We start from the raw sequence: 15,699 nt of genomic DNA on the forward strand, positions 1-15,699 counted from the left end.
CATCTGTTGTGTTGACCGGGCCTGCGGGTCCGGTTGTCATCATCCGTTACGTCCCTTCTTTTTCCGCTCTAAGCCATCCTTCCCGATTGAAATCCTATCTATTCTCATTTTCACCCCCCCAATGTCCTTGTTCTCTTTTCTAACCTAATAAAATTCTTATATCGTTTTTTTATATCTATCTTTTAAGAACGATGATCTTTACCTTTTTATTTGATCGTCAATGATTTTAGATATAAAACTATTTCATGTGTGATTATTTTTTTTGATAGTAATTATTTTCACCTATCACGATGAAAACAAAGGGTTTTATTTTTTTATTGTCGAAGTGAAGGTTATTCTTGTGGATGGAATTATTATTTATTTAGTAATGCCCGTCCTTACTGGCTCTTTTTGTGTGGTCTATCTTTACATGCTGATACGCTTCCATATAAAAATTATCCTAGTACCTTGATTAAATTGTGTATGGGTACTTTACTTATTTTTACCAGAAACCGACGTAGGGGTGGGGTTGGCGAACAGTCTTTGTTTAGCGTTTGAAAATTAAGCTTTTAATTACATTTCCCGCTTTCTTTTTGAATTTGCGGGGGGTATTCCCATGTTATTTATATAATAATTTGGAGTTTATGTATGGCTTCTCTAGCAGCGCAATATAAAGTAGCATCAATCACATACGCGATTTTGGGTAAGAGCGCGGTGGCTTCGGCTTTGGATTACTACGGTCAGCAGTTCATGACCAATACTCTGACTGCGGATGCCTTTGCAACTAGCTTACTCAACGGCGCCGATGGTCAGGCCAGATTTTCCGGTAAAACGACCAGCGAAATCATCCAAACTATTTACACCAACGTTCACGGGGTGGCGCCAACGCCGGCACAGCTTTCTACATTGCTGGGTTCGGGGCAGACTGTCCCGCAAATGATCAACTCTATTGTCAGCGATTTGCTGAACTATACCGGCAGCGACGCAACGACGGTGACGCAAGCAAGTGCATTTGATAATACGGTCAAGGGAGCGCTATTCCCGTCGGTTATCACTGCGGCGGCATCAGGAACCGGTGCGGCCGATTATCTGGCTATCTGCCAGGTACTGGGGACGACCAAGGATGCAAATGCCATTAACTACTGGGGTTCGCATATTAATAACGGATCGTTGAGCGCATTGACGGCTGCGCAAGTTACCATCAACGATCGTAGCTACATCTCCAGCCTGAGCGATACAGACTTCGTCGCTCGCCTATTCCAGTTCGGTTATGAACGTGCGCCAACCTCAGCGGAAAGTGCAACTTATCTAGCCGAACTGAGCGGGGGCACCAGCCGCGCTCAGGTCGTGCTTAATATCATCAATACGCTGAAAGGTACCGTGGCTGCTGGTGATTTGGTTGCACAGCAGCATTTCCAGGCTGGGACGACGGTTTACGCAGTCGGGCAATTGCCTGCGCTGTCGTATCAGGAGCAAACCTCTGCAATCTACCTGGCCATTCCTGACCGTCTGATTGACTCCAGTGCGCTGGATACTTGGAGCAAGGCGCTGGCTTCCGGCACCTCTTACAGCTCGCTGATCTCATCGCTGCTGAATTCCACTGAATTCGTTAAGAAAGTTGCTGGGATGACCACCGACTCTTACATTCAGAGCGTCTTTACGGCTGTGCATGGTGTTGCCGCCACGGCGGCTCAGATTGCCAACTACAGTGCTCTGAGTTCTGACCGTGGTGTGATCACGCAGGCAATTATTAACGACTTGCGTAATTCCGTGGCGACGGATGCCACCACGGTAACGCAGCAGCATGCCTTTGAATTCGATATCGGTTCAAGCCTGTTGTATAAAACGGTTGCGAATCTTTCTGTCACCGCTGCAGGCGGCAACGCGACAGGTACCGTGAATACGGGAACCAGTCATGTGCTGAGTAATGCGGAGACGGCAGTGTTGACTACGGCCGTTCTTAATGCCGGTGCGGCTGCGACGGTCAACCTGAAGTTCGCCGATCATCTGGCTAACCTGACCATCAACGGCACCAGCGCAGCGACGGTGAACCTGTCTGATAACGGCGTCAACCCTGGCGTGGCGGTGACTGTCAACAACGGCAACGTCATTCTGAACGCCAGCTCCGGTTCAGACAACGTGGTCGTGACTTCGACGGCTAACATCGCGACCGGGACCGCACAGTTTAACCTCGGCGCCGGCAACGACAGCCTGCACTGGGCGGGTAACGCGGTCTCCGGCGGTGCGAACACCGTTGCCAATACCGTCAAGGCTGACGGCGGTACCGGCACGGATTCCATCTCTGCCAACTTCATCACCAAAACCGTCGTGACCAACCAGAACGCCCTGGGCGTTCGCACCAGCACCGTGACCAGCAACGCCAACAACTTCTCGAACTTTGAGCAGATTGATCTGACCGGTTATATCGGTAAGTCTGTCGGTACGCTGATTACGACACCGCTGATTGGTTCACCGACCACCACCAGCGTCACTACGCCAACCAACACCTTCGACTTTGGCCTGACCAACGGCACGTCTACGGTAGAAGGTACTACGGGCGGTACGGTCACCCAGAACGCAGCGGCGACCAACCTGGGGGCGCAAGGGTTCGTGATCTCCGGCCTGGCTAACGTCAACGTCATCAACGCTGCCGGCGGTAACGCCGCACAGCTGGAAGTGAAAGGCGATGCGACCTCAGCCAGTACGCTGAACTTCACCTTCGTCCAAAACGCCACCGACCACTTTAACATCAACTTTGATGCAGTGAGCTCGGCGAACGTGAATGCCGGCGCCATCAGCCTGAACAGCAGCAGCAGTGCGCTGTTGGGCACCGCGCTGACGACGGTGAACGTGGCTTCCGGCGGTACCGGTTCGTTCAACAACATTCTGTCCCTGGCAGGCACCAATGCGCAGGTTCAGACTGTCAACGTGACCGGTGACCATGCGCTGAACTTGACGTTGGGTAGCGGCTTCAGCAACGTTCGTGACGTTAACGCTTCTACCAATACCGGCGGTTTGAACCTGGATTCAAGCCATGCGGGTACCGGTGACGGTATTATCGTGCAGCTGTTGAACGCGTTGCCACTGAGTGCGGTTACCACCGCATTGCTGACCCCGCTGCTGAACACGCTGGGTCTGAACGGTTACCAACTGACGGTAGAAGGGACGTCCACGGCCGACAGCTTCAACGTACTGGGTAACACCACGTTGACCGGGGGCACCGGGGCGAATATCTACGATCTGAAATCCAGTACTTCGCAGGCGGGGGTCACCATCACCGACTTCAGCACTGCGAAAGACAAAATCGTGGATGCGGCTTCCGGCCTGACCCTGTCCAACACCGGTACCGCGGTGGCGGATTACGGTACTCGCGCTTCAGATACGTTGGATGCGCTGTTAGGTTCACTGGTTGGCGGTCTGACTACCGGCGTTGTCGGTCTGTTGGGCGGCATCCTGGGCCTGAGCAATCCTAACTCGCTGACGGCGAAGGTGGGCGTGGCCTCGGTGGTGTTCAGTGGTACAGGTAACAATGCTGACTCCTATGTGATTATTGACAATAACAATAACCACACGCTGGATGCTAACGATACCGTCATTTACCTGACTGGCCAGAACCACCAGCAATTGGTGGATACTCTGCACTACGCTTAAGAGTAAAACCACAACAGCCAATAATTCCCTGTGGAACTATTGAGTTTTAAATAATGCGGGGGAGGTTATTCCCCCGCATGTTTAAATTTGTGAGCAGCATCATCCTCTCTAAGTTATTCCATTTCGTTATCTTCCCGTTGCTTTTTCATTTTCCCGTATCATTCTGTTTTATCATGCCTTTTTAAGGCGTGATGACCGGCTTTTTTTTTATACCCTACCTTGCCGGTTTTCACTTTCTCTACCTATAGTTAACAAAAGTATCTGCAGTCTCGGGCATTTCTTTGGGGTGAGTCTTCTCGGGATAATTCTTTTTTAGGAATTTCTTTAGGGAAGAGGTCAATGCGGATTGGACTGACAGTGCACATGATGTAAGGGCAGAACGTGAATCAATTTATCCCGCGCAACGAAATTGCGGATGTTATACGGACGCGCAGTAAAGTCTTCTGGACCGTTGGTATATTCACTGCGTTTATTAACCTGTTAATGCTGGTGCCTTCCATTTACATGCTCCAGGTTTACGACCGGGTGCTTCCTTCTCGCAATGAAATCACGCTGTTAATGCTGACGCTGATCATGCTGGGTATGTTCGGCATGATGTCCTTGCTGGAATACGTGCGCAGCATGGTGGTGATCCGCATCGGCAGCCAGCTGGATATGCGTCTCAATACGCGTATCTATACGGCGGCTTACGAGGCGAATTTAAAGAACGGCTCTTCCGATGCTGGCCAGATGTTGAGCGATCTGACCAACGTGCGTCAATTCCTGACCGGCAGTGCGCTGTTCGCCTTCTTCGATGCGCCGTGGTTCCCTATTTATCTGCTGGTGATTTTCCTGTTTAACCCTTGGCTGGGGTTGTTCGCGCTGGTGGGCTCCTTGCTGTTGATCGCCCTGGCGGTGATCAACGAAGTGGTGTCGAAGAAACCGTTGGCGGATGCCAGCCGGCTTTCAATCATGTCGGGCAATCTGGCCAGCACCAACTTGCGCAATGCCGAAGTGATTGAAGCGTTGGGGATGTTACCCAACCTGAAGGGGCGCTGGTTCAGTTTGCATCAGCGCTTCCTGAACAGCCAACGCATCGCCAGCGAACGGGCATCACGGGTCACGTCGATCACGAAGTTTGTGCGTCTGTCGCTTCAGTCGCTGGTTTTGGGCCTGGGGGGCTGGCTGGCGATCGATGGGCACATCACGCCGGGCATGATGATCGCCGGTTCCATTTTGATGGGGCGCACGTTGGCGCCTATCGAGCAGGTGATTAACGTTTGGAAAAGCTGGAGCTCCGCCAAACTGGCTTACCAGCGCCTGGTACGCTTGTTGGAGCAGCATCCGCCGCGTGGTACCGCCATGTCGCTACCGCGCCCGGAAGGGGTGATTTCCGTTGAAGGGGTGACCGCGACGCCGCCCGGCTCGAAGGGGAGCGCGGTGTTGCATAACGTCAGCTTCGCCATTCAGCCGGGAGACGTGCTGGGGATTATCGGGCCAAGCGCCTCCGGCAAGTCGACGTTGGCGCGTCTGCTGGTCGGCATCTGGCCGGTCAGCGAAGGCATCGTGCGCCTGGACAACGCCGACATCTACCAGTGGAACAAGGACGAGCTGGGGCCTTACATCGGCTATCTGCCGCAGGATATTGAGCTGTTCGCCGGCAGCATCGCGGAGAACATCGCCCGCTTCAACGAGCTGGACTCGGAGAAAGTGATCGAGGCCGCCAAGTTGGCCGGGGTGCATGAGCTGATTCTGCGCTTCCCCAATGGCTATGATTCGGTTATTGGCAGCGGGGGCGCCGGGCTTTCCGGCGGTCAGAAACAGCGTATCGGTTTGGCGCGCGCGCTGTATGGCGATCCTTCTCTTATCGTGCTGGATGAACCCAACTCCAATCTGGACGATGCCGGCGAGCGGGCGTTGAACCAGGCCATTACGTTCCTTAAACAGCGGAATAAGACGGTGATCCTGATTACGCACCGCACCAATCTGCTGGCGATGACCAACAAGCTGTTGCTGCTGGTTAACGGGAACGTCAATGCGTTTGGCCCAACGCAGCAGGTGCTGCAGGCCTTGGCGAATGCGCAAAAAGCGCAGGTGCCTACGCAGGCGGTGCGTGCGGTGAACTCCGAGCCGGATGAAGGCGATGTTCCTAAAACTCAAATTAATTAAGCCGTGAACTGGCCTGGCGGCGCCGTTGCGTCGCCGGCAGTCAAAGGAGTTGGTATGTCTACGCATATTGGCGAGCCGAATGACTCGTACTCAGAACAGATCCCGCTGGATGAGCGCCGTTATACCCGTCTCGGGTGGTTGGCGCTGGGTGTGGGCGTGTTCGGTTTCTTGGCCTGGGCGGCGTTTGCACCTTTGGACAAAGGGGTCGCGTCGCCGGGATCGGTAACCGTTTCCGGCAACCGTAAAACGGTGCAGGCACCGGCCAGCGGCATCATCAAAAATATCGTGGTGAAAGACGGCGACAAGGTGAAAGCCGGCGAAGTCCTGGTGCAGTTGAGCCAGGTGCAGGCACAGGCGCAGGTCGATTCGCTGCGCGATCAGTATTACACCACGCTGGCGACCGAAGGGCGCTTGCTGGCTGAACGGGACGGTCTGAGCAAGGTCACTTTTTCCCCTGTTTTCGCTCAGGTTAAGGATCAGCCACGTGTCGCGGAGATCATTGCGCTGCAGACGCAGCTGTTCGCCTCCCGTCGCCAAGGGCTGCAAAGTGAAATTGACGGTTATAAGCAGTCGATGGACGGGATCCGTTTCCAATTGAAAGGCCTGCAGGACTCACGCGCCAACAAACAGATCCAACTCTCCAGCCTGCGTGAGCAGATGAACAGCATGAAACAGCTGGCGGCGGACGGTTACCTGCCGCGCAACCGCTATCTGGAAATTCAGCGCCAGTTCGCCGAGGTGAACAGCAGCATCGATGAAACCGTCGGGCGGATTGGCCAACTGCAAAAGCAGCTGCAGGAATCTCAGCAACGCATCGATCAGCGCTTCGCCGACTATCAGCGCGAGGTCAGAACGCAGCTGGCGCAAACCCAAATGGACGCCAGCGAGTTCCGCAACAAGCTGCAAATGGCCGATTTCGATCTGGGCAACACCGCCATCACCTCACCGGTGGACGGCACCGTGGTCGGATTGAATATCTTCACTCAGGGGGGCGTCGTGGGAGCGGGTGACCACCTGATGGACGTGGTACCCAGCCAGGCGACATTGGTGGTGGATTCTCGCCTCAAAGTCGACCTGATCGATAAGGTGTACAACGGGTTGCCGGTGGATCTGATGTTTACCGCCTTCAACCAAAACAAAACCCCGAAAATTCCGGGAACGGTCACGCTGGTTTCCGCCGATCGTCTGGTCGACAAAACCAATGGCGAACCTTACTACCAGATGCAGGTCACGGTCTCGCCGGAGGGCATGAAAATGCTCAGTGGCGAGGACATCAAGCCGGGGATGCCGGTGGAAGTGTTCGTGAAAACGGGGTCACGCTCGCTGCTGAGCTATCTGTTTAAACCTATTTTGGATCGCGCTCATACTTCATTAACCGAGGAATAATTTTGATTCATTCAAAACGACAGGCTGCCGGTCTGGTTATCGGCACCCTTTTGTTTGCGATGTCTGCGCCGGTTTATTCGATAGGGATTTTAGACGCATATTCGCTGGCATTAGAAAAGGACCCGACCTTCCGGGCGGCTATAAAAGAAAAAGAAGCGGGAGATGAGAACGAAAATATCGGCAGGGCGGGGCTGCTGCCGAAGGTATCGCTGAACTACCAGAATTCGCCGCGCAACTGGCAAACGCAGAAGTACCCGCAAAGCGATTTCTTTGGCAACATTACGGAAGCGACGCGGCGTCAGCAGTACCGCAGCTACTCCAGCTCGGTGACGTTGACGCAGCCGCTGTTCGATTATGAGGCCTATGCGCGTTACAAAGGCGGCGTGGCGCAGACGATGATGTCGGATGAACGCTACCGCGGTAAACTGCTCGATCTGGCGGTGAGGGTGATCAGCGCCTACGTCGAAGTGGCCTATTCCAAAGATCAAATCGCCCTGGCCGAGGCGCAAAAAACAGCCTATAAAGAGCAGCTGGCGTTGAACGATCGGCTGATGAGCGCGGGTGAGGGGACGTTGACCGACGTTTCCGAAACGCAGGCGCGCTACAGCCTGGCAGAGGCACAGGTGATCGAGGCGCGCGACGCGCTGGATGCCGCACAGCGCGAGCTGGAGGTGATCATCGGCGTGCCGTTGAATCAACTGGATGAGCTGCAGGTCTTACGGCCGGGCAAGTTCCAGGTGGCTCCGCTGATCCCGTCGAAGTTTGAAGAGTGGCAAAAGATCGCCCTGGAGAATAACCCGGTGCTGGCCGCCTCGCGCCACGGCGTCGATGCGGCAAAATACGAGGTAGAGAGAAACCGCGCCGGCTTTATGCCGAGTGTGCAACTCTATGCTTCGCATTCGGAGAACGATTCCAGCAGCGACAACACGGTTAATCAGAAATACCGTACCGACAGTATCGGGGTGCAGGTGAGTTTGCCGATTTATTCCGGCGGCGGTGTGGCGGCCTCAACGCGGCAGGCGGCGGCACGTTACGGCCAGGCGATGGCTGAGATGGACACGCAGGTTGGCTCGACGCTGAACGATCTGCGCAAACAGTTCAATCTGTGCATCAGCAGCCGAGCCAAGCTGGCGGCCTACGAGCTGGCGGTGAAGTCGGCGACCACGCAGGTGACGGCGACCCGGCAGAGCGTTTTGGCAGGGCAGCGCGTCAACGTCGATGTGCTCAACGCCGAACAGCAGCTCTATAGCGCCCAGCGCGATCTGGCCTCTGCCAAGTACACCTACATCAAGTCCTGGATTACCCTGCTGAGCGACTCCGGCACGTTGGATGAGAAGGATGTGCTGCGCGTGGCGCAGTATTTTGCCCGCAATCGCTAGTGGATTTTCACTATAAGCATTAATCTGAAAGAGCAGCGCCAAGCTGCTCTTTTTTTCGTTAATACGTTATGTTATCGACTGGTTGTTCCTCCTGTGTTTTTACTCGCCGGGTTTATTTCTGAACATAATTCCTGTTAAAGGGCGGTAGGTTAGAGGAATTTATACTTTTAGCAAAAACGTAGCGATTGGTTGATGATCGTATGAATTTTAGAATGATGATGTCAGTGAAATGTGGCGTCTTCGTTTAGGAAATATGGCGGAGTAAAGGGTAGATAATGTCCAAACTAATTCCTGTGGTTATGGCCGGCGGCACTGGGAGTCGTCTGTGGCCGATGTCGCGAGAATCGTTCCCTAAACAGTTTTTGTCTATTGATGATAGTGGTATGAGCCTGCTGCAACAGACGTTACAGCGTTTGACCGGTCTGTCTGGCATCGAAGTTGCCTCTCCTCTGGTCATTTGCAACGAGGAACACCGTTTCTTGGTTGCGGAGCAATTACGTGAAATTGGGCAATTAGCGACCAATATTATTTTAGAGCCCGTAGGACGGAATACTGCGCCAGCAGTGGCGTTAGCCGCTCATCTTGCTGCTGAAGAAGACGAAGACAGCATGCTTTTGGTGCTGGCTGCCGATCATCTGATCACGAAAGTGGACAATTTCCACGCAGCGATTCAGACGGCAGTGTCGTTTGCAGACAACAACCAGCTGGTCACGTTTGGCATCATTCCTGAGCATCCGGAAACAGGATACGGTTACATCAAACGTGGCGGCCACCTGTCCAATGCGTGTTTCAAAGTTGATTCGTTCGTTGAGAAGCCGCGTTTGGAGAAAGCGGTCGAATACCTTGCCAGCGGTGATTATAGCTGGAACAGCGGTATGTTCATGTTTAAGACAGCCAAGTTCTTACAGGAACTGCGGCAGTTCAGCCCCGATATCTTCAGCACAACTCAGCAGTCTGTGGCTAAAAGTCAACGCGACATGAATTTTATCCGGGTTGAACAAGACATCTTCAAACATTGCCCAAGTGATTCCATCGATTATGCGGTGATGGAGAAGACACATGATGCCGTTGTGATCCCTATTGATGCGGGCTGGAGCGACGTCGGTTCCTGGTCCTCCTTGTGGGAAGTTTCTGAAAAAGATCGGTTGGGCAATGTCAACGTGGGTGAGGTTATCTCGATCGACTCCAGTGACAACTACATTGCGTCTGAGTCTGCGTTGGTCGCAACCATTGGATTGGAAAACCTTATCGTGGTTAATACCAATGATGCGCTGCTAATCGCTCACAAAGATAAAGTGCAGGATGTTAAGAAAATCGTCGATGAGCTTAAAAAGCGTAATCTTCATCATTTTCGCCAGCATTCTACCGCCTACCGCCCTTGGGGAAAGATTTGCGACATTGACAGCGGCACGCACTTCCAGGTGAAGAAGATTATTGTACGGCCGGGGGAAGGACTTTCTGTTCAGAGACATCTTCACCGCGCTGAACATTGGGTGGTCGTGAGTGGGACAGCAAAAGTTAGCGTTGATGATAAAGAGTTTTTCCTATCGGAGAATCAGTCCACTTTTATTCCTGCGGGCAGTGTCCATACGTTGGAGAATCCAGGAAAAATCGATTTGGAAATGATCGAAGTCAGGTCTGGACGCTATCTGGAAGAAGATGATATTGAACGTTTGCAAGATCGATATGGCAGAGTTTGAGAAAGGGTTTGGCAATGCGAAAGTTAACGTGTTTTAAGGCGTACGATATTCGGGGAAAATTGGGCGAAGAGCTGAATGAGGACATCGCGTACCGTATTGGACGCGCTTACGGCGAGTATTTGAAGCCCAAGTCTATCGTATTGGGCAGCGATGTACGCTTGACCAGTGAAAGCCTGAAACTGGCGCTGGCGAAAGGCTTACAGGATGCGGGCACTGACGTTATCGACATCGGCTTAACCGGGACCGAAGAAATCTATTTTGCCACGACCTATTTAAAAACGGATGGTGGCGTAGAGGTCACCGCCAGCCATAACCCTATCGATTACAACGGCATGAAGTTGGTGCGAGAAGACTCTCGCCCAATTAGCGGCGATACCGGACTACGAGCGATCCAGGAGCTGGCGGAGAAAAACCAGTTTCAGACACCGGCAGCAATGCGCGGCAGCTACGTCCGCCAGGACGTGTTGGGGGCTTATGTAGAGCACATTCTGTCCTATGTCGACGTGACAAATTTCAAACCGTTGAAGCTGGTGATCAACTCGGGCAACGGCGCGGCGGGGCATGTGATCGATGCTATTGAAGCGCAACTGAAGGCGCAGGGCGTACCATTGGAGTTTATCAAGGTGCATCACCAGCCGGACGGCACTTTCCCTAACGGTATTCCCAACCCATTGCTTCCTGAGTGTCGTGCGGATACTGCCGATGCGGTGCGTGAGCATGGCGCTGATATGGGCATTGCGTTCGACGGCGATTTCGATCGCTGCTTCCTGTTCGATGAAAAAGGTGATTTCATTGAGGGTTATTATATCGTCGGCTTGCTGGCGGAGGCCTTCTTGCAGAAACAGCCGGGCGCGAAGATCATCCACGATCCACGTCTGAGCTGGAACACCGTCGATGTGGTCACCGGTGCCGGGGGCGTACCTGTGATGTCGAAAACTGGCCATGCTTTCATTAAGGAACGCATGCGTGCGGAAGATGCCATTTATGGCGGGGAGATGAGCGCCCACCACTATTTCCGAGATTTTGCTTATTGTGACAGTGGCATGATTCCGTGGCTGCTGGTCGCTGAACTGGTCAGCGTGAAGGGACAAACTCTGGGGCAGCTGGTACAGGATCGCATTGTCGCCTATCCGTCTTCCGGTGAGATCAATATCAAGCTGACTCAGCCGGCCGTGTCTATCGAAAGCGTTAAGCAACACTATTTAGCGCATGCCGACGAGGTGGACTATACCGATGGCATCAGCATGACGTTTGCAAACTGGCGTTTCAATCTGCGTTCCTCCAATACGGAACCGGTGGTGCGTCTTAATGTCGAATCGCGTGCTGATGTTGCGCTGATGCAAGAGAAAACTGATGAAATTCTTGCGCTGCTTGCTGCAAAAATTTAACGCTTAGTACATTGAAGATCTAGGATGGGGGCGGCTTTTGCCGCTCTTTCTTCATGGTGCGCTCAGAAGGTTGTATGATGCATCCATTATTAAATGGGGTGCTTTTGTCAAACAAAGGGTGTTACCGAAGTATAAGGGGTTGATATGGCAATTCTAGTCACCGGCGGTGCCGGTTACATCGGGTCTCACACCGTTTTATCTTTGCTGGAGCGCGGCGAAGACGTGGTGGTATTGGACAACTTGTCGAACTCTTCTGCCGAGTCATTAAGCCGCGTGGAAAAGCTGACGGGGAAATCCGCAGTGTTCTACCAGGGGGACGTTCAGGATGCCGAATGTCTGCATCGCATCTTTGAAGCGCACTCGATTACGAGCGTGATCCACTTCGCCGGTCTTAAGGCGGTAGGTGAATCTACGCGTAAACCGCTGGAATACTACCAGAATAACGTTACTGGCACGCTGGTGTTGTTGGATGCGATGCGCCGTGCCGGCGTACATGCGTTCATCTTTAGCTCGTCCGCCACCGTCTATGGGGCCAATTCGCCGGTGCCTTACGTCGAGACGACGCCGATCGGCGGCACGACCAGCCCTTATGGTACGTCCAAGCTGATGGTGGAACAGATTCTGCAGGATTTCGCCAAGGCTGAGCCGCAGTTTTCGATTATTGCCTTGCGTTACTTTAACCCGGTAGGTGCCCATGAGTCGGGGTTGATCGGCGAAGATCCTAACGGAATTCCCAATAACCTGTTGCCTTATATCTCGCAGGTTGCGATTGGCAAACTGGAAAAGCTGGGTATTTTCGGCGGGGATTACCCGACGAACGATGGGACGGGAGAGCGTGATTACATTCATGTCATGGATCTGGCCGAAGGCCATCTGAAAGCGATGGATCATCTGCCGAAGCTCAACGGATTTAAGGCCTATAACCTGGGGGCCGGTGTAGGGCACTCGGTACTGGCGATGGTTCAGGCATTTGAAAAAGCCTCCGGTGTCGCGATCCCTTACCAAATATTGCCGCGCCGCGACGGCGATCTGCCTGCCTTCTGGGCGAACGCCGATCTGGCTTATCAGGAGCTGGGGTGGAAAGTGCGCAGGGGGCTCGATGATATGATGCGCGATACCTGGAACTGGCAGAAGAAAAATCCTAAGGGTTTTCAGCGCTGATCCTGCAGTTTACCCCCATCGTTTATAGGAAAGGATAAATGGTGGGGCCAAAACGACCATTGGGCAATCAGTAAGCGATACTTGATAAATTGTAACCAGCTTCCTAGAAAATACAGCAAAACTTTCTACTACATTTCCTATATTTCATTTTAAAACCATTGAGTTAAATCTTATCCTTGAACAAGAACCACACAGATTCAGCGTATTTTTTTACGTTACGGTGTCGGATGTTTTTGCAAATTGTGCTAGTCTCTCAAACCTTCGCGGACCCTATATTATTTCTGTCATATGCACGCGAGTTTGTTTAAGGTTCGTTCAAAAAGACCTCAAACGTGAAGTGTAAACTCGGTGGCGACGCGTGTTTATAAGCATAATTCGAGGTCTCTGGGTAACGTTTTTGTGAGTAAATTTCTAATGAAAGTGATAGAGACGCAGGTTGAAGGTGTAAAGCTGATCGAACCCAAAGTGTTTGGCGACCAGCGTGGTTTTTTCTTGGAAACGTTCCAAAAAAGCCGATACCAGGAGCTGCTCGGCATTGATGCGGAGTTCGTACAAGATAACCACTCCCGTTCTGCGCGTGGCGTCTTGCGGGGATTGCATTTTCAAACGGCAAAACCGCAAGGTAAGTTGGTAAGGGTGGTACGCGGCGAGGTCTACGATGTGGTCGTCGATATTCGTCCTGAGTCGCCGACGTTCAAAAAGTGGGTTGGCGTCTACTTGTCTGAAGAGAACAAAAACCAACTTTGGGTGCCGCCTGGTCTCGCCCATGGTTTTGTCGTAGTTTCGGACTCGGCTGATTTTGAATATAAATGCACTGATTACTATGATCCAAGTAATGAAGGTTGCCTACTGTGGAACGATCCGGAAGTAGGTGTCGAATGGCCAATCAGCGATCCGCTGTTGTCGCCAAAGGATCTGCAGGGAAAACTGTTTAGAGAGCTTTTTTAATGCGTGTACTTTTGACTGGTGCTGCGGGGCAGCTGGGACGCTGTATTATCGATCGTTTCCCTGCCAATTGGACCCTGATGGCGATGGACAGCCAGCAATTGGATATCGCGGACTCCGCTGCCGTTTCGGCAGCGGTTGAACAGCTAGTACCGGATGCCATTATCAATGCTGCGGCTTATACTGCGGTGGATAAAGCGGAATCTGAGCCTGAAAAGGCCAGGGCGATCAATGCGCTCGGCCCAGGATTCCTGGCTACAGCAGCGGCGAAGTTAGACATTCCTTTCATACATATCTCGACCGATTACGTCTTTGACGGCACTTCATCGGAACCGTACTGTGAAGAGACGCCATGTTCACCCCAGAGCGTTTACGGGCAAACGAAACTCGAAGGTGAGCATGCGGCTTTGCTGGCAAATCCGAAAACGGTAGTGATCAGAACGGCCTGGGTTTTCAGCGAGTACGGCAACAACTTCGTGAAAACCATGCTGCGAGTCGGTGCACAGAGGGGGGAATTGGGCGTGGTAAGCGACCAGTTCGGCTGCCCTACCTATGCGGGAGACATTGCGGCGACGGCCATCGCTATGCTGTCCCATCCTCAATTACCTTACGGTATCTATCATTACTGCGGCGATAACGCGGTTTCATGGTTCGATTTTGCTTGCGCTATCTTCCGGGAGGCGGGGAACTCAGGTCATTATCCGCATCAGGTGAATGTCAAACCGATCGCAACCCATGAATATCCAACGCCTGCATCCAGGCCTGCTTATTCGATTCTGAGCACCAGCAAGATTTGTGCGCTGGATCTGAAGCCTAGCCCATGGGAACTGCAACTTAAAATTGTACTCCAGAAGATATTATCTCAGTGATGATCCTTCAAATGGATGAGATTAAAGGGGATAATACTATCCCCTTTGGCGTTTTTGCATGGTGATGAAACGTTAACATCGCTTATGGGCCTGACGTTCAGTCTTTTAACCACCCTAATGGCATGACTTTGTGACTGCGGTAAATTACGGGTTTAGGAACTAGATACAGCATGGCTGTAGACCAAGAAAAATCTCAATTTCAGATCGTTGCATCTATCGTTTTATACAACCACAGCTATGAGCAGGTGGTGGGCACCTTGACGTCCCTCTTGGCCGAACGCTGCGTTGAAAAGATTGTTTTGGTCAATAATGGCGGTGCAGATTGGGCTGATGCTTTGGAAAATGATCGTATCAGCTACATTTCTGCCGAGGGAAATGGCGGGTTTGGCCACGGACATAACCTGGCAATGAGCCGCTATCTGGACTCCTGCGAGTATTTTTTGATCTGTAACCCGGATATCAGTTTTGAGATGGGGGCATTGGCGAGTTTGTATCGGTTCGCCAGCGAAGGGAAACATCAGTTTGTCTCTCCACGGATTCATTACAGCGATGGCCGTTTTCAATACAGTTGCCGATTGCTGCCAACGCCGGCGAATTTGCTGTTGCGCCGCTTTATTCCCCGCTTAGGCGCTAAGATGGATGCCGCTTATGAGCTGCAGGCTGCGGATTATGATTCAACCTTTGCCGTGCCGACCGTGTCGGGGTGCTTTATGCTGATTGCGTCCCCGTTGTTGAAAAAGCTGGAAGGGTTTGACGAACGTTTTTTCATGTACATGGAAGATGTCGATCTCTGTCGCAGGGCTTTATCGCACAGCGATATCATGTACTTTTCGGGGGCGCTGATCACGCATGTCTTCGGCAAAGGGTCCTATAAAAATCTGGTGTTGCTGGGCCATCATGTGCGCTCAGCTGTCGCCTACTTTTGCAAGTGGGGATGGTTTTTTGATCGTCAGCGCCGCCAGTATAACCAGCAATGCTTAAAGAGCATTCCTATGAAAGAAAACGGTCGCAAGCGGTAGCATACGCCGCGAGAAGAAGCGTAAAGACGGTATGTCAAAAGTATTAAGGTATTGATTATGAATATTTTTAATGA

At 52.3% G+C, this 15,699-nt stretch carries 10 protein-coding genes; all 10 read left to right on the plus strand.

Annotated elements, in window-relative coordinates:
- Window positions 1-627: 627 nt before the first annotated feature.
- Window positions 628-3,630 carry a beta strand repeat-containing protein gene (locus ACJ8QI_RS03895; protein WP_102984977.1) on the plus strand — a complete coding sequence of 1,001 codons (3,003 nt, stop codon included), beginning with the start codon at window positions 628-630 and terminating at the stop codon, window positions 3,628-3,630.
- 381 nt (window positions 3,631-4,011) lie between these two features.
- Window positions 4,012-5,778: a type I secretion system permease/ATPase gene (locus ACJ8QI_RS03900; RefSeq protein ID WP_047728091.1), complete on the plus strand. Its 1,767-nt coding sequence runs from the start codon at window positions 4,012-4,014 to the stop codon at window positions 5,776-5,778.
- A gap of 54 nt (window positions 5,779-5,832) precedes the next feature.
- Entirely contained in the window at window positions 5,833-7,164 is a 1,332-nt protein-coding gene (locus ACJ8QI_RS03905) for an HlyD family type I secretion periplasmic adaptor subunit (RefSeq protein WP_038881050.1), read from the plus strand.
- A 2-nt stretch (window positions 7,165-7,166) separates the two neighbouring features.
- Window positions 7,167-8,543: a TolC family outer membrane protein gene (locus ACJ8QI_RS03910; protein WP_089185733.1), complete on the plus strand. Its 1,377-nt coding sequence runs from the start codon at window positions 7,167-7,169 to the stop codon at window positions 8,541-8,543.
- A gap of 275 nt (window positions 8,544-8,818) precedes the next feature.
- On the plus strand, window positions 8,819-10,243 hold the full coding sequence (locus ACJ8QI_RS03915; protein WP_100396910.1) for a mannose-1-phosphate guanylyltransferase/mannose-6-phosphate isomerase: 1,425 nt from the start codon (window positions 8,819-8,821) through the stop codon (window positions 10,241-10,243).
- A gap of 14 nt (window positions 10,244-10,257) precedes the next feature.
- Window positions 10,258-11,631 (plus strand): phosphomannomutase CpsG, encoded by a 1,374-nt coding sequence (gene cpsG / locus ACJ8QI_RS03920; protein ID WP_442532096.1) that lies wholly within the window; start codon window positions 10,258-10,260, stop codon window positions 11,629-11,631.
- Window positions 11,632-11,775: 144 nt separating this feature from the next.
- The gene (galE, locus tag ACJ8QI_RS03925) at window positions 11,776-12,792 is read left to right on the plus strand and encodes a UDP-glucose 4-epimerase GalE (protein WP_100396912.1); all 1,017 of its coding nucleotides are present in this window, start codon (window positions 11,776-11,778) and stop codon (window positions 12,790-12,792) included.
- A gap of 414 nt (window positions 12,793-13,206) precedes the next feature.
- Window positions 13,207-13,740, plus strand: a complete 534-nt coding sequence (gene rfbC / locus ACJ8QI_RS03930) for a dTDP-4-dehydrorhamnose 3,5-epimerase (protein ID WP_049202254.1) — start codon at window positions 13,207-13,209, stop codon at window positions 13,738-13,740.
- Window positions 13,740-14,606 carry a dTDP-4-dehydrorhamnose reductase gene (rfbD, locus tag ACJ8QI_RS03935; RefSeq protein ID WP_442532097.1) on the plus strand — a complete coding sequence of 289 codons (867 nt, stop codon included), beginning with the start codon at window positions 13,740-13,742 and terminating at the stop codon, window positions 14,604-14,606. The genes rfbC and rfbD overlap by 1 nt, the downstream gene beginning before the upstream one ends.
- 170 nt (window positions 14,607-14,776) lie before the next feature.
- Window positions 14,777-15,625 (plus strand): glycosyltransferase, encoded by an 849-nt coding sequence (locus ACJ8QI_RS03940; RefSeq protein ID WP_442532098.1) that lies wholly within the window; start codon window positions 14,777-14,779, stop codon window positions 15,623-15,625.
- Window positions 15,626-15,699: the final 74 nt, after the last annotated feature.

It is taken from the genome of Serratia sp. CY84636 (genome assembly GCF_052166245.1).
GTDB classification, from domain to species: Bacteria; Pseudomonadota; Gammaproteobacteria; order Enterobacterales; family Enterobacteriaceae; genus Serratia; species Serratia nevei.

Excerpts from the sequence above, each read along its gene's own strand:
- ACJ8QI_RS03915 (WP_100396910.1), top strand. The coding sequence starts at position 8,819 with ATGTCCAAACTAATTCCTGTGGTTATGGCCGGCGGCACTGGGAGTCGT.
- ACJ8QI_RS03895 (WP_102984977.1), top strand. The coding sequence starts at position 628 with ATGGCTTCTCTAGCAGCGCAATATAAAGTAGCATCAATCACATACGCG.
- rfbD (WP_442532097.1), top strand. The coding sequence starts at position 13,740 with ATGCGTGTACTTTTGACTGGTGCTGCGGGGCAGCTGGGACGCTGTATT.
- ACJ8QI_RS03940 (WP_442532098.1), top strand. The coding sequence starts at position 14,777 with ATGGCTGTAGACCAAGAAAAATCTCAATTTCAGATCGTTGCATCTATC.
- rfbC (WP_049202254.1), top strand. The coding sequence starts at position 13,207 with ATGAAAGTGATAGAGACGCAGGTTGAAGGTGTAAAGCTGATCGAACCC.
- ACJ8QI_RS03905 (WP_038881050.1), top strand. The coding sequence starts at position 5,833 with ATGTCTACGCATATTGGCGAGCCGAATGACTCGTACTCAGAACAGATC.
- cpsG (WP_442532096.1), top strand. The coding sequence starts at position 10,258 with ATGCGAAAGTTAACGTGTTTTAAGGCGTACGATATTCGGGGAAAATTG.
- galE (WP_100396912.1), top strand. The coding sequence starts at position 11,776 with ATGGCAATTCTAGTCACCGGCGGTGCCGGTTACATCGGGTCTCACACC.